This window comes from Spiroplasma endosymbiont of Tiphia femorata (assembly GCF_964020225.1).
Classification (GTDB): domain Bacteria; phylum Bacillota_I; class Bacilli_A; order Mycoplasmatales; family VBWQ01; genus Spiroplasma_E.
Map to the genome: position 1 here is coordinate 708968 of NZ_OZ026544.1, position 19588 is coordinate 728555.

Sequence of the window (19588 nt, forward strand, 5' to 3'; positions counted from 1 at the left end):
GTTGTGAAATGTGTTACAGAGTTGCTAATGAAATGGAACGAATAAAAAAAGAGAATAAAAGAAATAAGTAAAAATTAAATAAGGGGCTTATATATGGATTATATATTTTTCATTAAGCCCCAATGGATTAGATTATAATTCATAAATAAGCTCCTTATTAGTATATAAAGTAAGGAGTTTTATTTATGCCTAATGAATTAGAGCAAACTAGTAATTATACTTTAACTAAAATTTTAAGAACTGGATTAAGTCCATTAAGTGCTATGGTAGGTGTTAGTGCTTATTATGGTCAATATTTAAAAGACCCAGTATTAGGTTCTATAAATTCTTTGTTATTTAGTAAAAAGTTAGGAATTGATATATGGAATATTAATCAAAGACCAACTACTAGAAATAAAGTTATTAATAGTTATAAAAAGATATTTTTAGGTTTAGGGACTATTGGTTTAATTAACTATGCCAAGTTTGTTCAGTATGTAGATAAGTCAGTTTCTTTATTAAGAGATGAACCTTGTTTTTGGCCGCCTTGTCCTACTGAACCACCAATTCCTACTCCAATACCAACTCCTAATCCAGTAATTGATAAGCCTTTTGTAGATTGAGATACTTATATATCTTTAAATAGTTTTGGTATAGCGAATGTTATTAGTGGTTTAACTGAGTTAATACCTAATAAATTTGAAGCAATAAGAAAGATATGTAATATGGCTACTGGTGGATGTTTGATTAGTAGTGGTGTTGCTATGGGAATTAATAATAATTTTAATAATTATTTTGCTATTCCTACGATAATTGCGGGAGCAAGTGAAATTATAAATAGTTTATTGTTGCCATTAGGCAATACACATAATAATATAGAGTTACAAGAAGTATTTACTGATGAAAGAGCAAGATTAATTAACACTAGTGTTAGTGATTATCAAAGTACAAATGACAGTATGGTTGATGTTGATTTAAATGATGATAATATGTCGGAGATTAATTTAGATAGAGCAAGTTTAAACTGGGATTATTCTTATGCTTATACATTAGGTGGTGTTTAAAATGAAAAAAGATAAATGAAAAAATATGCCAAGACAAAAGTTACATAAGAAAAAAGCAAAGCGAAATTTTGAACAAAGATTAAGTGAAAATATGAGTTTTGATAATTTTTTAGGAGGTAAAAAATAATGGTTAAATGAATAGTTGTAATATTGGCTGTGTTTGCTACTTCTTGGTTTTTTAAAGGTACTATTAAAAAGTTAGTTTGAAAATTTAAACATAAAAAACATGATATAGTTGATCCCGATTGTTGATATTGTAAAGAACAAAAACGGAAAGAAAGAGCAAGAAAAGAATTAGAGGAGGGAGGTGATTAAAATGCCCGCAGGTTTAACCGCACTATTAAATATGATTGGAGGTATTGGCCAAAAATTATTAGAATCTTTTAGTTATGTATTTGATTGAGTATTTGCTGGTGATTCAATTATGACAAATTGACCAGTTTTAATTCCAATATTTATGATGGTCTTAGTATTTATTAAAGAATTTATAGGACATATTATTCGTGGATTTAGGTAGAAAAAACTAAAGTTGTTTTTAGGAGGTAATAGTTATGATTAAATTATTTTTTGCAATAATTTTTGTTTTTCCTTTATTAGGTAAACTTTTACCTTCTTTAAATAATATTGTGCAAAATATTTTGCAAAGTTATATTACTGATTTTTCCGGTTTACATAATTTATCTTTGGTTATTAAAAGTTTTATTTTTGGTGATAGTTCACAACAAATAGTTTCTATGCCAGCACCATTGTTAGCAATTATTTTAGTACTTTTTACTTTTTCATTAATTTTAAAATTATTAAAAATAATATAGGAGTAGTTTATTATGGGTGTTGCTTTTATTTCAAAAATTTTAGAATTATTTGCGCAAATTTTTATGAAATTTTGAAATTTGCCAATGGCAGATTTGGGTTTTAATTTGGGGACTTTTGTTGTTTTTATTCTTTTAATAAAGTTTGCTATGTCAGTTTTTTTAAATATTGATATTCAGCCAGTTTTTACATCGGGTACTGTAAAGCAAAGTTATAGAAATATTAAAGGAAGTTCAAAATTTGTTGGAAAGCAAATTGCTAAACAACATGAAAGAAAACGTTTAAGAAATAAGGCTAAGGGTGTTGAAAATAAAAAAGGGAAGTTTGTAGGTGCTTAATTTATGAGTGATTTTGTTAATAGTATATTGCATTTAATTTTTATATTTTCTAGTAATGATATTAGTATATTTTTAAATCAACCAAATATTACTGATGAAGTTTATATTTTGTTTAATTTGACTTTTTGGTTGGTATTAGGTGTATTTTTTAATTTTATTTATCGTAGTATTAAATTTGTTTTTAGGTCATTATTTGGGTAGGTGTTAATTATGAGTGTTTGAGATATTTACAATAAAATACATCAATGTATAGTTGATTATTGAACTATGTTTATAGGTAGTCCAGTTGATGATTTTACTACTATTTTATGAAATTTAGTGGTTTATGGAACTCAGTTTTTTATTGGATTTATTATATTTTATGGTTCATGGTGAATTTTAAAATGTTTATTTGGTAAATAATTATGTGATTTAAGTTTGTTAAATTATTTTTTGTTGTAAATAGTACTGTTCAAGCACCAACTAGTTTAATTGTTTTTAATGCACCTAGTGAAAGTAATTACACTATAACTAGCGATATGGTTAAACCCGTTAAATATAATGATTTTAATGATTGAGCAACTATTCCATGAAACTCTGCTTATTTTGATGTTGGCCAACCAGATTTAAAATTAGTTTCTGCTGTTGTACATAAAACTACTGATACTCCTTATTCAATTCAATTTCATTCTGATGTGGTAGGTAATTTTGATAGACGAGTTAGTGATTTGTCTACAAATTATGATTTTACAGAGCAAGATTTAAACCAGTTATCTCTTATTTTATTTAATCATAATTATATACAAACTGGTAAGTTTAATGAGTTAGTTTTTTGAAATTATAATGTTTCTAATAATTTAAGTTTTAAGTTGACTTTTGAAATTACAAAACCTTTGAGTTTTTATATACAAGGTTTTATGTTTTATATTTCTGCTGAATATTTTAGTTATTTTTCTTCTATTTATACATTTTCATTTTTAGATTATGAGGGTAATATTCGTTATAATTTTAAAGGTGTATTAAATGATAAAGATAGTGTTTATAATTTAGGAAAATATAATTTTGTTACTATGCCGGTTCGTGTTCCAAATTTAAAGCATTTAACAATTGATTTTGATTTATCTTCGTTAACTAATCGTGACGGTTTGCATGTTAAATTTGGTCAGATGAATATTTTTTCTTCCAAAGATATTGTTCCAGTACCACCAAATAGTCCTTTTAACCCTGAGTATGAACGTGTTAGTTGATATGATGTTTTTGGTCATCTGCGTAATGCTTTTAGATGAATACTTTATGGTGTTGTTGGTAAAGTTTTACCAGTTGAACCATTAAGACAATTTCTTTTTACAACAGATAGTTTATTACGACATATTTTTTCAGATACGATTAGTACTGCTTTAAATGTTGATATTGTTAGTGGAATAGAAAATATTATACCTTTATGGTTATTTGTTAGAGCAATTAGTTTAATTATAGGTTAGGAGTTTATTATGGAAAATAAAAGATTGTTTTGATGTGAAATTTTGATTACAGTTGTTGTTTGTTTTTAACATCATTAGTTACTGCATTATTTTTTAATTTTGATGTAGATAAATTAAAATTATTTTATGAAAATTCTGGTTTTGATGTTCAATTTTTATTGTTTATTTTTAATTTTATTTTTTCTTTTGTTTTTGGTTCATATTTTATGAAATTTTGTTTTTGAATTAAAAGTAAGTTTAAAAATAAAAATAAGGTGGTTAAATAATGCCTTGATATGGTTACGTGTTATTGGTTATAGGTTTGATTATGATTATTTATCCAATTCTTATAACTATTCGTAATGTTAAAATTTTAAAACGTGTAGGTAGTTATATTATTTCAGCGCCACCACGCACTGGTAAATCTGCTCTTGCTTGTTTTTTAGCACAAACTCATAAAAAACGAGTAGTTAGTCCTTTTCCTATTAAATTAAAAAATGGTTATTCTTATTTGGTTAATTATAATGATGTTTTTACTTTTAATCAGTTAGCAAGTAATTATGCTTTTGAGGAACAAGATTTAATAATTTTAGATGAATTAGCATTAAAAATAAATTCTAATGATTTAGGAGTACAGTTTAAAAATCAACAAGAAAGTTTAGGACAATTTTGTAAGTTAATAGGTCACATGTTTAATGGTACAATGTATTTGATTGAACAACACCCTAATAGAATACCAGTACAAGCAAGAGAAAAAGTAGAGTATGTTGTGCAAGTTAAAAGAATGCGTTTTTTGGGCTTTGTTGTTATATTTAATCTTAATTTATATACTAATATTGAGGATTATAATAAAGTAGTGTTTTCACGACGTAGAACAAAGAAAATGATTAAAAAAGGCATAATGCCTCCAAGTTATAGCGGTGAAGCAATGGCTATGACTTTATTTTTTCCTAGACATTGGTTGAAAAGGTATAATTCTAGGGCTTTACATTATGTGCATGAACTTAAAAGTGAATTATCACCTAAGAAATACCTTAAAGAAGCAAGTAGTATCGATATGACTTATAGTGATATTAAATTTGCTGGTTTGGATAAATTGGATAATATTTTAAAGAAAAAAGATAAACTTAAAAATAAAGATAAATAAAAATGATTATAGTCCCAGTGAACCTACTGGGACTATAATTTGGGTGAGCCACGTAGTGGCGAGGGACGAAGTCCCTATATACTTGTTTAGAATGTATTTTATTATTGTTTTAAGTATAAAATATTTAGAATTTTGAGAAAAGTGTGAAATTGTAGTAAGAATATTAAATTGGAAAGTGTAGTAATGTATCATTAAAAATGATATTAGTTTATTTTACTAATATCATTATTATATGAATAAAACTTTTTAAATTTTAAAGTACTTTTTCTAAACAAGTATATAGGGACTTCGTCCCTCGCCACTACGTGGCTCACCCAAATTATAGTCCCAGTAGGTTCACTGGGACTATAATCATTTTTATTTATCTTTATTTTTAAGTTTATCTTTTTTCTTTAAAATATTATCCAATTTATCCAAACCAGCAAATTTAATATCACTATAAGTCATATCGATACTACTTGCTTCTTTAAGGTATTTCTTAGGTGATAATTCACTTTTAAGTTCATGCACATAATGTAAAGCCCTAGAATTATACCTTTTCAACCAATGTCTAGGAAAAAATAAAGTCATAGCCATTGCTTCACCGCTATAACTTGGAGGCATTATGCCTTTTTTAATCATTTTCTTTGTTCTACGTCGTGAAAACACTACTTTATTATAATCCTCAATATTAGTATATAAATTAAGATTAAATATAACAACAAAGCCCAAAAAACGCATTCTTTTAACTTGCACAACATACTCTACTTTTTCTCTTGCTTGTACTGGTATTCTATTAGGGTGTTGTTCAATCAAATACATTGTACCATTAAACATGTGACCTATTAACTTACAAAATTGTCCTAAACTTTCTTGTTGATTTTTAAACTGTACTCCTAAATCATTAGAATTTATTTTTAATGCTAATTCATCTAAAATTATTAAATCTTGTTCCTCAAAAGCATAATTACTTGCTAACTGATTAAAAGTAAAAACATCATTATAATTAACCAAATAAGAATAACCATTTTTTAATTTAATAGGAAAAGGACTAACTACTCGTTTTTTATGAGTTTGTGCTAAAAAACAAGCAAGAGCAGATTTACCAGTGCGTGGTGGCGCTGAAATAATATAACTACCTACACGTTTTAAAATTTTAACATTACGAATAGTTATAAGAATTGGATAAATAATCATAATCAAACCTATAACCAATAACACGTAACCATATCAAGGCATTATTTAACCACCTTATTTTTATTTTTAAACTTACTTTTAATTCAAAAACAAAATTTCATAAAATATGAACCAAAAACAAAAGAAAAAATAAAATTAAAAATAAACAATAAAAATTGAACATCAAAACCAGAATTTTCATAAAATAATTTTAATTTATCTACATCAAAATTAAAAAATAATGCAGTAACTAATGATGTTAAAAACAAACAACAACTGTAATCAAAATTTCACATCAAAACAATCTTTTATTTTCCATAATAAACTCCTAACCTATAATTAAACTAATTGCTCTAACAAATAACCATAAAGGTATAATATTTTCTATTCCACTAACAATATCAACATTTAAAGCAGTACTAATCGTATCTGAAAAAATATGTCGTAATAAACTATCTGTTGTAAAAAGAAATTGTCTTAATGGTTCAACTGGTAAAACTTTACCAACAACACCATAAAGTATTCATCTAAAAGCATTACGCAGATGACCAAAAACATCATATCAACTAACACGTTCATACTCAGGGTTAAAAGGACTATTTGGTGGTACTGGAACAATATCTTTGGAAGAAAAAATATTCATCTGACCAAATTTAACATGCAAACCGTCACGATTAGTTAACGAAGATAAATCAAAATCAATTGTTAAATGCTTTAAATTTGGAACACGAACCGGCATAGTAACAAAATTATATTTTCCTAAATTATAAACACTATCTTTATCATTTAATACACCTTTAAAATTATAACGAATATTACCCTCATAATCTAAAAATGAAAATGTATAAATAGAAGAAAAATAACTAAAATATTCAGCAGAAATATAAAACATAAAACCTTGTATATAAAAACTCAAAGGTTTTGTAATTTCAAAAGTCAACTTAAAACTTAAATTATTAGAAACATTATAATTTCAAAAAACTAACTCATTAAACTTACCAGTTTGTATATAATTATGATTAAATAAAATAAGAGATAACTGGTTTAAATCTTGCTCTGTAAAATCATAATTTGTAGACAAATCACTAACTCGTCTATCAAAATTACCTACCACATCAGAATGAAATTGAATTGAATAAGGAGTATCAGTAGTTTTATGTACAACAGCAGAAACTAATTTTAAATCTGGTTGGCCAACATCAAAATAAGCAGAGTTTCATGGAATAGTTGCTCAATCATTAAAATCATTATATTTAACGGGTTTAACCATATCGCTAGTTATAGTGTAATTACTTTCACTAGGTGCATTAAAAACAATTAAACTAGTTGGTGCTTGAACAGTACTATTTACAACAAAAAATAATTTAACAAACTTAAATCACATAATTATTTACCAAATAAACATTTTAAAATTCACCATGAACCATAAAATATAATAAATCCAATAAAAAACTGAGTTCCATAAACCACTAAATTTCATAAAATAGTAGTAAAATCATCAACTGGACTACCTATAAACATAGTTCAATAATCAACTATACATTGATGTATTTTATTGTAAATATCTCAAACACTCATAATTAACACCTACCCAAATAATGACCTAAAAACAAATTTAATACTACGATAAATAAAATTAAAAAATACACCTAATACCAACCAAAAAGTCAAATTAAACAAAATATAAACTTCATCAGTAATATTTGGTTGATTTAAAAATATACTAATATCATTACTAGAAAATATAAAAATTAAATGCAATATACTATTAACAAAATCACTCATAAATTAAGCACCTACAAACTTCCCTTTTTTATTTTCAACACCCTTAGCCTTATTTCTTAAACGTTTTCTTTCATGTTGTTTAGCAATTTGCTTTCCAACAAATTTTGAACTTCCTTTAATATTTCTATAACTTTGCTTTACAGTACCCGATGTAAAAACTGGCTGAATATCAATATTTAAAAAAAACTGACATAGCAAACTTTATTAAAAGAATAAAAACAACAAAAGTCCCCAAATTAAAACCCAAATCTGCCATTGGCAAATTTCAAAATTTCATAAAAATTTGCGCAAATAATTCTAAAATTTTTGAAATAAAAGCAACACCCATAATAAACTACTCCTATATTATTTTTAATAATTTTAAAATTAATGAAAAAGTAAAAAGTACTAAAATAATTGCTAACAATGGTGCTGGCATAGAAACTATTTGTTGTGAACTATCACCAAAAATAAAACTTTTAATAACCAAAGATAAATTATGTAAACCGGAAAAATCAGTAATATAACTTTGCAAAATATTTTGCACAATATTATTTAAAGAAGGTAAAAGTTTACCTAATAAAGGAAAAACAAAAATTATTGCAAAAAATAATTTAATCATAACTATTACCTCCTAAAAACAACTTTAGTTTTTTCTACCTAAATCCACGAATAATATGTCCTATAAATTCTTTAATAAATACTAAGACCATCATAAATATTGGAATTAAAACTGGTCAATTTGTCATAATTGAATCACCAGCAAATACTCAATCAAATACATAACTAAAAGATTCTAATAATTTTTGGCCAATACCTCCAATCATATTTAATAGTGCGGTTAAACCTGCGGGCATTTTAATCACCTCCCTCCTCTAATTCTTTTCTTGCTCTTTCTTTCCGTTTTTGTTCTTTACAATATCAACAATCGGGATCAACTATATCATGTTTTTTATGTTTAAATTTTCAAACTAACTTTTTAATAGTACCTTTAAAAAACCAAGAAGTAGCAAACACAGCCAATATTACAACTATTCATTTAACCATTATTTTTTACCTCCTAAAAAATTATCAAAACTCATATTTTCACTTAATCTTTGTTCAAAATTTCGCTTTGCTTTTTTCTTATGTAACTTTTGTCTTGGCATATTTTTTCATTTATCTTTTTTCATTTTAAACACCACCTAATGTATAAGCATAAGAATAATCCCAGTTTAAACTTGCTCTATCTAAATTAATCTCCGACATATTATCATCATTTAAATCAACATCAACCATACTGTCATTTGTACTTTGATAATCACTAACACTAGTGTTAATTAATCTTGCTCTTTCATCAGTAAATACTTCTTGTAACTCTATATTATTATGTGTATTGCCTAATGGCAACAATAAACTATTTATAATTTCACTTGCTCCCGCAATTATCGTAGGAATAGCAAAATAATTATTAAAATTATTATTAATTCCCATAGCAACACCACTACTAATCAAACATCCACCAGTAGCCATATTACATATCTTTCTTATTGCTTCAAATTTATTAGGTATTAACTCAGTTAAACCACTAATACATTCGCTATACCAAAACTATTTAAAGATATATAAGTATCTCAATCTACAAAAGGCTTATCAATTACTGGATTAGGAGTTGGTATTGGAGTAGGAATTGGTGGTTCAGTAGGACAAGGCGGCCAAAAACAAGGTTCATCTCTTAATAAAGAAACTGACTTATCTACATACTGAACAAACTTGGCATAGTTAATTAAACCAATAGTCCCTAAACCTAAAAATATCTTTTTATAACTATTAATAACTTTATTTCTAGTAGTTGGTCTTTGATTAATATTCCATATATCAATTCCTAACTTTTTACTAAATAACAAAGAATTTATAGAACCTAATACTGGGTCTTTTAAATATTGACCATAATAAGCACTAACACCTACCATAGCACTTAATGGACTTAATCCAGTTCTTAAAATTTTAGTTAAAGTATAATTACTAGTTTGCTCTAATTCATTAGGCATAAATAAAACTCCTTACTTTATATACTAATAAGGAGCTTATTTATGAATTATAATCTAATCCATTGGGGCTTAATGAAAAATATATAATCCATATATAAGCCCCTTATTTAATTTTTACTTATTTCTTTTATTCTCTTTTTTTATTCGTTCCATTTCATTAGCAACTCTGTAACACATTTCACAACCATATACTCGTTCATAAGTTCAATCACTACATTTATGTCTCATAATTTAACTTACTTTCTTGCTGTCTCATTGCCTTATTTAAAGCAATATCTAATATACAATTTGGACAATAATATTTTCTAGTATATAAGTTTTGTAAAACTCTTTTAGGACAAATAACTTGGTCACAAAGTTTACACATATAAATAGCTAAATGAAACGGTTGTCCACAAGAACAATTATTACTTCTAGCCATAATTTAAAATTAACTCCTAACATAAAATAATTATTTAAAATTACCCTTTTAATAAATAACTATTTTCAATTAGAAAGTTTTTTAATATTACCGCTTAAATCAAGTTCAAGTGAATAAAAATTACCAACTTTTAAATCAAGAGTAGATAAACAATTATTAAAATCACTAGCAAATTCCGGATTATATCATTTATCACGTGTTTGACCAGTTGGCACACTTGTTTGTTTGTTTATTTCTACAAACTTCAAAACATCAAACTTTAATGTTTGACCTTTATTATTTTTATCGGGAATAATACGCCCTTTTTCAATATTAACTAATTGAACTTTAAACATAAAAAAATACTTAACCTTTCGCGTTCATTAAAATTTAATTTAATAAGTCAAGCATAGTAGGGTAAACCTATACTTACTAATAATATATCATAAAAATATAAAATTTCAACTAAAAATAAAAAATGAACATTAGTAAGAACGCGAATAATCACTAATGTTCATTAACCATTATATATATATATATACAAGTATATTCTTTAATAATTTAATTTTTTATGATAAAACTTAAAATTTTTAAATTTATTATTTTAAATCATTTTTTAAACAATTCGGGCAAATAGCAATCATAATTTTTAACTTGTTTTTTTCAGTTACTAAAAAGAATTTAAAAATTACACTTCAATCAATTATTTTTTTCCTATTATATAATGAATTAGTAAATTCATCTCATTTTTTTGTATCAATAATACTTCTACATTGAGAACATTCATATTTATTTTCGAAATTAAAAATAGATAATAAAATATTTACTTCTCACAAATACGAATTAAAATGTGTTATAAATTGTTTTGACATTTCTTTTACTGAAAGTTGTTTACTACCTATTATTTCATTTTTATAATCTCTAAGTAAATTTTTCTCTTCATAAGAAAAAAATTGATATTTATTTCAAATCTTTTCTAATTCTTTATATAATTCTGTTCTAATTGTTCTTTTTCTATTTTCAAATTGAAAATATATAGTAATTCCTAAAGTTATAATAACAGACATAGCACTAATAATACTAGTACAAATTTCAATTATTGTTTTAGTATCCATTTTTTTCTCCTTTTATATTTTATTATAATTTAAAAAAATAAAAAAAATACTAAAAATTAAACTAATGTAAAACTTTTTTCTTAAAATTTATTTCTTCAACTTTACTACCAAAAACTTTATAAACCCAAGTCAAAACATCTCTATCTCTATGATTTAAATAACCAATTTCACTAGTCCATAAATAATGTTTATACGATAAAGCACTTAAATATACATATTTTTCGTAATCTTCATATTCTTTAAAATAATCATTTACAACAGTACTCTCAATAATAGCACCAATCATCACAGTATCACCATTACTATCTCTTTGAGTTTTAAAATAAAATACATTTGTTGCATTAAAACTTGCTTTAATTATATCTCCAATTGTCAATTTTTTAATACCACGAACAACAAGAGGATTTTTACAATTACGACTAAAAGCATAAGCCTTTACACCTACATCTGTCTGATTTATAGATTTAACATCATCCATGGCTTTTGTAACATATTTTCCTAAATATTTAATAACAAATTCATTTGTACCTTTTTTAACTACTTTTAAATCATTAAAACCATGAGTTCATCATTCTGCTAACATACTTTTATATATCTTTCTATTAAAAATTATATGAAAATGAATAGCACCACGAGATTGATATTCATAAACATAAAAATACTTTAATTCTCCTAAATTTTGAAAACGTTTAGGGTCATTTCATCACTTTTTTAATTTAATAAAAAATAAACCAATATCTTTTTTTGCTTTTTTAATATCTTGCATATTATTTTTATAAGTCAAAGTAACAAAACTTAACATTTTACTATTATAAAAATTATGTAATGCTTTTTGAATTAAATTAGTTTTAGTACGAGAAGTATTATTTCTCAATTTTTGTTTATTTCCAACATAACATTTACCTTTTTTATTTCCAATATTATTTAAAAAAGAAATAGGTAAAACAACATTTTTAACATAACAAGCATAAAAAATTTTTTTAACATAAAAATCTTGTTGAATATCCATATATAAAACTTCCGCGTTCTAGGTTTTAAAAAACCAATTTTATACATTTTAATAATAAACAAATCTTAACATAAAAAATTATAAAAACAAATAATAAAAGAAAAACGATACTTAATTAAATCTTAATTTTAAAAATAAATTATAAATTAACAAAAAATAATATTCAATATTACTTAAACTATAAATAAAATAATAATTGAATTTAAAATATAAATTTAAAGATTACTAGTAAAAAGTAACCTTTTTTATTGACAAAACATTTTTTGTTATAAAAAACTAAAAATATTGTAGTACTTTCATATAAATTAAAAATTATAAGTAAAAAATAAAGTTTTAATTGTTTATGGCATACTAAAATTTCTAATAATAAAATTAATTTAAGATTTTATTAATATAACCTTTCATTTGTAAGTTAAAATAACTACTAGAAAAAATATTAATAAAGTCTTAAAAAATTATTAAAAGAAAGAAGACATATTATGTTAAACAAAAAAATAAAAGCAAATGCTATTTCAAATAACATTTCTTTTCAATGAAATAGTGAACAATCTATACCAGTTTATGGATTACAAGCAATATCAAAAATTAATGATAAAATATTTGGTGTTATTATTAAAGACAATATTATTGGTTTTTATACAATTGATAAAGAGAATAATCTAATTTTATTAGCAGACTATGAACAAGACAGAGCATATCCAATTGAAAATGGTTCAGGAATTGCTTTTACTAATGAAGAAGATAATAAAAAATGGGACAAAAAAAATTTATTATCAATTTTTAATAAGTGATGGAAAAAATACTGCACAAACACAATTTTTTATTTTAGACTTAAGTGATGAAGCTAAACCAGAAGTTAGTGCAACAACAGTTTATCGCTTAACTGGAAGTAATAATCCATTTTTAAATAACTATAATAATCGTCATGTATACCTATACGAACATTATATAATTGTTACTCATTCCGCAATGTGAGAGAAAAGTTCAGTAGCAATTATATTAGATTTAAAAGAAGACAATGTAACAATAAAACAATCTGCTGATGATAATCTTTATATGACATTTAATGAAAAAAGTGGGTATTTATATTTTGTTGATAATTATAAACAATTTACTGCATATAAAGTTAATAATAAAAATACATTAACATTAAAAAATAAATCTGACTTAATATTTTCAAAAATGTTTACAAATGGTTCAAATAGTTATGTTTTTAGTAAAAATAAAAATAATGACTATACAATTGAACAAATATTTATTACTAGTTTAGATGATATTGTAACTTTATTTCCAGTCATTAAAGATAGCAAAGCTGCTATTATACTTGATGCTTATAAAATTAAAAATAATTTTTATTTTTATGGAATAAATTATAATACAGAAACTTCAATTAAAACTGCATTTATTTACAAATTAATTATTAAAGAAAAGCAGTTAGAAGAAATAGGAAAATATAATTTTGTAAAAACTGATGAAAATGAAACAGTATATCATAATTTTAATGAAGAATATTTATATGTTAATCGTGGGGAAGAATTTATACGTATTAATATCGTAACAAAAAACAATGAAATCTTAAATATTGGTCTTATAAAAAGTAATGAACTTTTAAGTATAGTTTATGATAAAAATAAAACTTATTTAGGAGTTAGTAAACAATCTACACCTAAAATATCAAATATCTCTTTAATTGAAATCATTTGATAGCAATTTTTCAGATATTCTTTAGTTCTAAAATAAAAAAATTTACTTTACACAATTAAAATTATAGTAAAATACAATAATATCAAAATTAACAAATAAATTAAAAAAATAATCAAGTTAAAAGATAATTATAAAATTAAACTTTCTAGGAATTAGTATAACTTAATTTTACAAAGCATTAGTTTAAAATAATTCTATCTTTAAAATTTACAAAAATGAACAACTGTAATATTTTAATTTTAAATAAACATAGTTCATTTTTGTTATATTTTCAAAATTGAAAAATTAAATGTTTTAAAACTAATGTATCATTAGAATTTTTTTTCTGATAAATTTTTATAATTTATTATTAAAATATATTTAAAATTTTTATAATAAAATGAAAAACTAATAATCATTTGTAAACTAATATTTAATTTTCTTTTACAATTTTTGTATTCCAATTGATAATTAAATTTTAATACATATAATATAGATTTTAATTATAATAAATTATTTTTTTAACATAAAAATATTTATTGCATATGTAAACTTTTGAATATAAAATTAAATCAAGATTTATTTAGAAAAAGTACTTTAAAATTTAAAAAGTTTTATTCATATAATAATGATATTAGTAAAATAAACTAATATCATTTTTAATGATACATTACTACACTTTCCAATTTAATATTCTTACTACAATTTCACACTTTTCTCAAAATTCTAAATATTTTATACTTAAAACAATAATAAAATACATTCTAAATAAATCTTAATTTTAAAAATAAATTATAAATTAACAAAAAATAATATTCAATATTACTTAAACTATAAATAAAATAATAATTGAATTTAAAATATAAATTTAAAGATTACTAGTAAAAAGTAACCTTTTTTATTGACAAAACATTTTTTGTTATAAAAAACTAAAAATATTGTAGTACTTTCATATAAATTAAAAATTATAAGTAAAAAATAAAGTTTTAATTGTTTATGGCATACTAAAATTTCTAATAATAAAATTAATTTAAGATTTTATTAATATAACCTTTCATTTGTAAGTTAAAATAACTACTAGAAAAAATATTAATAAAGTCTTAAAAAATTATTAAAAGAAAGAAGACATATTATGTTAAACAAAAAAATAAAAGCAAATGCTATTTCAAATAACATTTCTTTTCAATGAAATAGTGAACAATCTATACCAGTTTATGGATTACAAGCAATATCAAAAATTAATGATAAAATATTTGGTGTTATTATTAAAGACAATATTATTGGTTTTTATACAATTGATAAAGAGAATAATCTAATTTTATTAGCAGACTATGAACAAGACAGAGCATATCCAATTGAAAATGGTTCAGGAATTGCTTTTACTAATGAAGAAGATAATAAAAAATGGGACAAAAAAAATTTATTATCAATTTTTAATAAGTGATGGAAAAAATACTGCACAAACACAATTTTTTATTTTAGACTTAAGTGATGAAGCTAAACCAGAAGTTAGTGCAACAACAGTTTATCGCTTAACTGGAAGTAATAATCCATTTTTAAATAACTATAATAATCGTCATGTATACCTATACGAACATTATATAATTGTTACTCATTCCGCAATGTGAGAGAAAAGTTCAGTAGCAATTATATTAGATTTAAAAGAAGACAATGTAACAATAAAACAATCTGCTGATGATAATCTTTATATGACATTTAATGAAAAAAGTGGGTATTTATATTTTGTTGATAATTATAAACAATTTACTGCATATAAAGTTAATAATAAAAATACATTAACATTAAAAAATAAATCTGACTTAATATTTTCAAAAATGTTTACAAATGGTTCAAATAGTTATGTTTTTAGTAAAAATAAAAATAATGACTATACAATTGAACAAATATTTATTACTAGTTTAGATGATATTGTAACTTTATTTCCAGTCATTAAAGATAGCAAAGCTGCTATTATACTTGATGCTTATAAAATTAAAAATAATTTTTATTTTTATGGAATAAATTATAATACAGAAACTTCAATTAAAACTGCATTTATTTACAAATTAATTATTAAAGAAAAGCAGTTAGAAGAAATAGGAAAATATAATTTTGTAAAAACTGATGAAAATGAAACAGTATATCATAATTTTAATGAAGAATATTTATATGTTAATCGTGGGGAAGAATTTATACGTATTAATATCGTAACAAAAAACAATGAAATCTTAAATATTGGTCTTATAAAAAGTAATGAACTTTTAAGTATAGTTTATGATAAAAATAAAACTTATTTAGGAGTTAGTAAACAATCTACACCTAAAATATCAAATATCTCTTTAATTGAAATCATTTGATAGCAATTTTTCAGATATTCTTTAGTTCTAAAATAAAAAAATTTACTTTACACAATTAAAATTATAGTAAAATACAATAATATCAAAATTAACAAATAAATTAAAAAAATAATCAAGTTAAAAGATAATTATAAAATTAAACTTTCTAGGAATTAGTATAACTTAATTTTACAAAGCATTAGTTTAAAATAATTCTATCTTTAAAATTTACAAAAATGAACAACTGTAATATTTTAATTTTAAATAAACATAGTTCATTTTTGTTATATTTTCAAAATTGAAAAATTAAATGTTTTAAAACTAATGTATCATTAGAATTTTTTTTCTGATAAATTTTTATAATTTATTATTAAAATATATTTAAAATTTTTATAATAAAATGAAAAACTAATAATCATTTGTAAACTAATATTTAATTTTCTTTTACAATTTTTGTATTCCAATTGATAATTAAATTTTAATACATATAATATAGATTTTAATTATAATAAATTATTTTTTTAACATAAAAATATTTATTGCATATGTAAACTTTTGAATATAAAATTAAATCAAGATTTATTTAGAAAAAGTACTTTAAAATTTAAAAAGTTTTATTCATATAATAATGATATTAGTAAAATAAACTAATATCATTTTTAATGATACATTACTACACTTTCCAATTTAATATTCTTACTACAATTTCACACTTTTCTCAAAATTCTAAATATTTTATACTTAAAACAATAATAAAATACATTCTAAATAAATCTTAATCTATATAAAATATCAATAATAAACTAAAATTATGTTAATTAATAAAAACTATAATAAGTATTGAATTTAAAATATGAATTTAAAGATTACTAGTAAAAAGGTAACCTTTTTTATTAAAAAAAATTACTATAAAATAACAAAAAGATATTGTAGTATTTTCATATAAAAATTGAATATTAGATTATAACTACTTTTTTAAAACAGGATTGTTAACATTAATCTAAGATATTTATATACTTTAATATAAACTTGCTACCTTTATTTATATAAAAGGTAGTTTTAAAATACAAATTAAATGGAAATAACATAAAAATAAAATAAATTTATATCTATAAGGAGATAATTATGACAAAAATTAAAAAAAAATAAAAATAATTACCACATTGCAACTAAATTAGTTCATTGTGGTAATTATAATGATAAATTTGGAGCCGCTCTACCTCCTATTTATCTATCAACAACTTTTGCTTTTGATAGTGCCGAACAAGGTGGTAGGATATTTAATTTACAAGAAGAAGGATATGTTTATACAAGAATTGGTAATCCAACAACAACTGTTTTAGAAAAACGAATGGCACATTTAGAAGGATCAGAAGAAGCAATTGCTTTCTCATCGGGTATGGGGGCCATTGCATCTACTTTTTGAACATTATTGAATGCTACTGACCATTTATTATCATCAAAAACAATTTATGGTGGTACTCATTCACTTATTGAAAAAGAAATATCACGCTTTCAAATTGAAGTTGATTTTGCTGATTTTACTAAACTTGATGAAATTAAAAAAAATTTAAAACCAAATACTAAAGTTGTTTTTTTCGAAACACCAGCTAATCCTACTTTAGAAATTTTAGATATTAAAGCAATTAGTGATATTGTCCATCAATATAATCCGCAAATTCAAGTAATTGTTGATAATACTTTTTCTACACCAATCATTACTAAACCATTAATTTTGGTGCTGATATTGTTATCCATTCAGCAACAAAATATATTAACGGTCATTCTGATGTTATGGCCGGAATTGTTTGTGGTAAAAGTACTTTAATAAATAAAATTCGTTTTGAAGGATTAAAAGATTTAACAGGAGCTGTATTATCACCTCATGATGCCTTTCTTGTTTTAAGAGGACTATCAACTTTAGAATTACGATTATGAAGAGCTTGCAAAAATGCAAGAATAATTGCAGCAAGATTAAAAGAACATCCTAAGATTAAAAAAGTATTTTATCCTGGACTAACTAATTCAGCAACAGAACAAGTACTTTATGAACAACAAATGAAATTACCAGGAGCAATGATTAGTTTCGAATTAAAATGTGGATATGATGGAGGAATCAAACTATTAAATAATTTAAAATTAATAATTTTGGCAGTTTCTTTAGGTGGAGTTGAGTCATTGATTGAACATCCTGCTTCAATGACACATTCTACTTATAATGCACAAGAATTAGCAGATGCAAATATTTCAGAAGGTCTTGTTCGTCTTTCAATTGGTATTGAATATGTTGAAGATTTGTGAAATGATTTGGAACAAGCATTAAAAAAACTATAATAATTATTTATTAGCAATATGCAACCATCAACAACATATTACCACTTAAACAAAAATCAGTATAACCATTTGGTAAAATAAATGAGTCACCTTTTTTAATACTAGTATCATCAATTATACCATTACCATCCAATACTGAGATTTGCAATTATCTAGTATTAGGATAACTATAATGGTTAATTCCCTCATTAATTAATTTAATTAACTTAAAAAACTTGTTATCAACTAAATAATTATCATGACCATTAGCTTCACTACTATTTAAATCAGGAGCTAAAACAATAGTTGATGCTTCTTTCAAATGCAAATTTCGTAAATTACCAAGTTCATCTTTACGATCATAATCATATAAACGATATGTGTAATATCTGATGATTGTTGTAATTCAAAAACCATAGTATGTGCCAATAAACCATGAATTTTTAGAGAAGGAACATAAATAAATTGATCTTTTTTAATTGGTATATATTTTAATAGTTTATGTCATTGTTCTTTTGCCAATCATTGATTAAACTGATCTTTGGTTTTAGCATTATGACCCAAAATAACTCTACCTTTGGGTAAACATTCTAATATATACCAACATTCAGTTTTTCCTAAACATTGATGATTTTTTTCTGCGAATTTATCATCAGGGTGAATTTGAACGCTTAAACTATCATTTGCGTCTAAAATTTTTGTTAACAATGGATATTCTTTATTAATCACACTACCTGAACTATCAAGATTAGCAAATAAACTAGGTTGCTGTTTAAACAATTCTGCTAAACTTAATCCTTTATACTCGCCATTTAAAACATAACTCATTCCATTGGGATGAGCACTAACTAATCATGCTTCACCAATTGGTGTATTTTTAGGTAAATCAAAATTAAATTTGTGTGCTAATTTTTGACTACCTCACAATTTGCGAATAAAAGCAGGTTTTAAAAAAATTATTTGTGATGTGCTATTATTCATATTCACTCTCCTAAACTTTGATTAT

General features: G+C 23.3%; 34 protein-coding genes and 1 pseudogene. 16 read left to right on the forward strand and 19 right to left on the reverse strand.

The genetic code is table 4. From position 1 onward, the window contains the following. The first annotated feature begins 185 nt into the window (after positions 1 to 185). Genes AACK83_RS04415 through AACK83_RS04465 form a run of 11 tightly spaced genes read left to right on the forward strand, consistent with a single transcriptional unit; the run spans position 186 to position 4777 of the window. The gene (locus AACK83_RS04415; protein ID WP_338956752.1) at positions 186 to 1043 is read left to right on the forward strand and encodes a hypothetical protein; all 858 of its coding nucleotides are present in this window, start codon (positions 186 to 188) and stop codon (positions 1041 to 1043) included. 1 nt (position 1044) lies between these two features. Next, positions 1045 to 1170 (forward strand): hypothetical protein, encoded by a 126-nt coding sequence (locus tag AACK83_RS04420; protein WP_338956654.1) that lies wholly within the window; start codon positions 1045 to 1047, stop codon positions 1168 to 1170. Beyond that, on the forward strand, positions 1170 to 1358 hold the full coding sequence (locus AACK83_RS04425; protein ID WP_338956750.1) for a hypothetical protein: 189 nt from the start codon (positions 1170 to 1172) through the stop codon (positions 1356 to 1358). The genes AACK83_RS04420 and AACK83_RS04425 overlap by 1 nt, the downstream gene beginning before the upstream one ends. A gap of 1 nt (position 1359) precedes the next feature. Further along, positions 1360 to 1560 (forward strand): hypothetical protein, encoded by a 201-nt coding sequence (locus tag AACK83_RS04430; protein WP_338956748.1) that lies wholly within the window; start codon positions 1360 to 1362, stop codon positions 1558 to 1560. 34 nt (positions 1561 to 1594) lie between these two features. Further along, positions 1595 to 1855 (forward strand): hypothetical protein, encoded by a 261-nt coding sequence (locus AACK83_RS04435; protein ID WP_338956747.1) that lies wholly within the window; start codon positions 1595 to 1597, stop codon positions 1853 to 1855. A 12-nt stretch (positions 1856 to 1867) separates the two neighbouring features. Further along, complete coding sequence (locus tag AACK83_RS04440; protein ID WP_338957437.1) at positions 1868 to 2191, forward strand: hypothetical protein; 324 nt, start codon at positions 1868 to 1870, stop codon at positions 2189 to 2191. Between the two features lie 3 nt (positions 2192 to 2194). Next, on the forward strand, positions 2195 to 2392 hold the full coding sequence (locus AACK83_RS04445; protein WP_338956743.1) for a hypothetical protein: 198 nt from the start codon (positions 2195 to 2197) through the stop codon (positions 2390 to 2392). A gap of 9 nt (positions 2393 to 2401) precedes the next feature. Next, entirely contained in the window at positions 2402 to 2593 is a 192-nt protein-coding gene (locus AACK83_RS04450; protein WP_174481228.1) for a hypothetical protein, read from the forward strand. Positions 2594 to 2595: 2 nt separating this feature from the next. Next, a complete protein-coding gene (locus AACK83_RS04455; RefSeq protein ID WP_338956741.1) occupies positions 2596 to 3651 on the forward strand; it encodes a hypothetical protein in 1056 nt (351 codons plus the stop codon). A 32-nt stretch (positions 3652 to 3683) separates the two neighbouring features. Beyond that, positions 3684 to 3917, forward strand: coding sequence for a hypothetical protein (locus tag AACK83_RS04460; protein WP_338956739.1), 234 nt, complete (start codon positions 3684 to 3686; stop codon positions 3915 to 3917). Further along, the gene (locus AACK83_RS04465) at positions 3917 to 4777 is read left to right on the forward strand and encodes a hypothetical protein (protein ID WP_338957761.1); all 861 of its coding nucleotides are present in this window, start codon (positions 3917 to 3919) and stop codon (positions 4775 to 4777) included. Before AACK83_RS04460 ends, AACK83_RS04465 begins: the two co-directional genes overlap by 1 nt. A gap of 357 nt (positions 4778 to 5134) precedes the next feature. On the opposite strand, the gene AACK83_RS04470 is transcribed toward AACK83_RS04465, so the two are convergent. From AACK83_RS04470 to AACK83_RS04545, 16 genes are all read right to left on the reverse strand, one after another. Further along, a complete protein-coding gene (locus AACK83_RS04470; RefSeq protein WP_338957761.1) occupies positions 5135 to 5995 on the reverse strand; it encodes a hypothetical protein in 861 nt (286 codons plus the stop codon). Continuing rightward, positions 5995 to 6228, reverse strand: a complete 234-nt coding sequence (locus AACK83_RS04475; protein WP_338956739.1) for a hypothetical protein — start codon at positions 6226 to 6228, stop codon at positions 5995 to 5997. Before AACK83_RS04475 ends, AACK83_RS04470 begins: the two co-directional genes overlap by 1 nt. Before the next feature lie 32 nt (positions 6229 to 6260). Then, entirely contained in the window at positions 6261 to 7316 is a 1056-nt protein-coding gene (locus tag AACK83_RS04480; protein WP_338956741.1) for a hypothetical protein, read from the reverse strand. A 2-nt stretch (positions 7317 to 7318) separates the two neighbouring features. Beyond that, positions 7319 to 7510: a hypothetical protein gene (locus AACK83_RS04485; protein ID WP_174481228.1), complete on the reverse strand. Its 192-nt coding sequence runs from the start codon at positions 7508 to 7510 to the stop codon at positions 7319 to 7321. Positions 7511 to 7519: 9 nt separating this feature from the next. Beyond that, entirely contained in the window at positions 7520 to 7717 is a 198-nt protein-coding gene (locus AACK83_RS04490; protein ID WP_338956743.1) for a hypothetical protein, read from the reverse strand. Between the two features lie 3 nt (positions 7718 to 7720). Continuing rightward, the gene (locus tag AACK83_RS04495) at positions 7721 to 7915 is read right to left on the reverse strand and encodes a hypothetical protein (RefSeq protein ID WP_338959571.1); all 195 of its coding nucleotides are present in this window, start codon (positions 7913 to 7915) and stop codon (positions 7721 to 7723) included. 142 nt (positions 7916 to 8057) lie between these two features. After that, on the reverse strand, positions 8058 to 8318 hold the full coding sequence (locus tag AACK83_RS04500) for a hypothetical protein (RefSeq protein WP_338956747.1): 261 nt from the start codon (positions 8316 to 8318) through the stop codon (positions 8058 to 8060). Positions 8319 to 8352: 34 nt separating this feature from the next. Further along, positions 8353 to 8553: a hypothetical protein gene (locus AACK83_RS04505; RefSeq protein WP_338956748.1), complete on the reverse strand. Its 201-nt coding sequence runs from the start codon at positions 8551 to 8553 to the stop codon at positions 8353 to 8355. Position 8554: 1 nt separating this feature from the next. Next, complete coding sequence (locus tag AACK83_RS04510; RefSeq protein WP_338956750.1) at positions 8555 to 8743, reverse strand: hypothetical protein; 189 nt, start codon at positions 8741 to 8743, stop codon at positions 8555 to 8557. Then, positions 8743 to 8868 (reverse strand): hypothetical protein, encoded by a 126-nt coding sequence (locus AACK83_RS04515; protein WP_338956654.1) that lies wholly within the window; start codon positions 8866 to 8868, stop codon positions 8743 to 8745. Before AACK83_RS04515 ends, AACK83_RS04510 begins: the two co-directional genes overlap by 1 nt. Before the next feature lies 1 nt (position 8869). Then, on the reverse strand, positions 8870 to 9208 hold the full coding sequence (locus AACK83_RS04520) for a hypothetical protein (RefSeq protein ID WP_338957730.1): 339 nt from the start codon (positions 9206 to 9208) through the stop codon (positions 8870 to 8872). Positions 9209 to 9255: 47 nt separating this feature from the next. After that, complete coding sequence (locus AACK83_RS04525; protein WP_338957763.1) at positions 9256 to 9726, reverse strand: hypothetical protein; 471 nt, start codon at positions 9724 to 9726, stop codon at positions 9256 to 9258. A 217-nt stretch (positions 9727 to 9943) separates the two neighbouring features. Further along, on the reverse strand, positions 9944 to 10147 hold the full coding sequence (locus tag AACK83_RS04530) for a hypothetical protein (RefSeq protein WP_338956753.1): 204 nt from the start codon (positions 10145 to 10147) through the stop codon (positions 9944 to 9946). A gap of 59 nt (positions 10148 to 10206) precedes the next feature. Then, positions 10207 to 10482, reverse strand: coding sequence for a hypothetical protein (locus AACK83_RS04535; protein ID WP_338956755.1), 276 nt, complete (start codon positions 10480 to 10482; stop codon positions 10207 to 10209). 243 nt (positions 10483 to 10725) lie between these two features. Beyond that, positions 10726 to 11241 carry a hypothetical protein gene (locus AACK83_RS04540; protein WP_338956756.1) on the reverse strand — a complete coding sequence of 172 codons (516 nt, stop codon included), beginning with the start codon at positions 11239 to 11241 and terminating at the stop codon, positions 10726 to 10728. A gap of 61 nt (positions 11242 to 11302) precedes the next feature. Then, positions 11303 to 12250: a rolling circle replication-associated protein gene (locus tag AACK83_RS04545; RefSeq protein ID WP_338956758.1), complete on the reverse strand. Its 948-nt coding sequence runs from the start codon at positions 12248 to 12250 to the stop codon at positions 11303 to 11305. Between the two features lie 479 nt (positions 12251 to 12729). On the opposite strand from AACK83_RS04545, the gene AACK83_RS04550 reads away from it, so the two are divergent. The 5 genes and pseudogenes from AACK83_RS04550 to AACK83_RS04570 all read left to right on the forward strand — a co-directional run bounded on the left by AACK83_RS04550 (position 12730) and on the right by AACK83_RS04570 (position 18603). After that, positions 12730 to 13098, forward strand: a complete 369-nt coding sequence (locus AACK83_RS04550; RefSeq protein ID WP_338959574.1) for a hypothetical protein — start codon at positions 12730 to 12732, stop codon at positions 13096 to 13098. After that, positions 12983 to 13957, forward strand: a complete 975-nt coding sequence (locus tag AACK83_RS04555) for a hypothetical protein (RefSeq protein ID WP_338959577.1) — start codon at positions 12983 to 12985, stop codon at positions 13955 to 13957. The genes AACK83_RS04550 and AACK83_RS04555 overlap by 116 nt, the downstream gene beginning before the upstream one ends. A gap of 1108 nt (positions 13958 to 15065) precedes the next feature. After that, complete coding sequence (locus tag AACK83_RS04560) at positions 15066 to 15434, forward strand: hypothetical protein (RefSeq protein ID WP_338959574.1); 369 nt, start codon at positions 15066 to 15068, stop codon at positions 15432 to 15434. Then, the gene (locus AACK83_RS04565; RefSeq protein ID WP_338959577.1) at positions 15319 to 16293 is read left to right on the forward strand and encodes a hypothetical protein; all 975 of its coding nucleotides are present in this window, start codon (positions 15319 to 15321) and stop codon (positions 16291 to 16293) included. Before AACK83_RS04560 ends, AACK83_RS04565 begins: the two co-directional genes overlap by 116 nt. A 1111-nt stretch (positions 16294 to 17404) precedes the next feature. Next, positions 17405 to 18603, forward strand: a pseudogene (locus AACK83_RS04570) (trans-sulfuration enzyme family protein). 10 nt (positions 18604 to 18613) lie between these two features. Here the strand turns inward: AACK83_RS04570 and AACK83_RS04575 are convergent. Genes AACK83_RS04575 through AACK83_RS04585 form a run of 3 tightly spaced genes read right to left on the reverse strand, consistent with a single transcriptional unit; the run spans position 18614 to position 19563 of the window. Next, positions 18614 to 18751: a hypothetical protein gene (locus tag AACK83_RS04575; protein ID WP_338959579.1), complete on the reverse strand. Its 138-nt coding sequence runs from the start codon at positions 18749 to 18751 to the stop codon at positions 18614 to 18616. Continuing rightward, entirely contained in the window at positions 18752 to 18904 is a 153-nt protein-coding gene (locus tag AACK83_RS04580) for a hypothetical protein (RefSeq protein ID WP_338959582.1), read from the reverse strand. It abuts the gene before it with no gap. Continuing rightward, a complete protein-coding gene (locus tag AACK83_RS04585; protein WP_338959585.1) occupies positions 18877 to 19563 on the reverse strand; it encodes a type I phosphomannose isomerase catalytic subunit in 687 nt (228 codons plus the stop codon). The genes AACK83_RS04580 and AACK83_RS04585 overlap by 28 nt, the downstream gene beginning before the upstream one ends. Between the last annotated feature and the right edge of the window lie 25 nt (positions 19564 to 19588).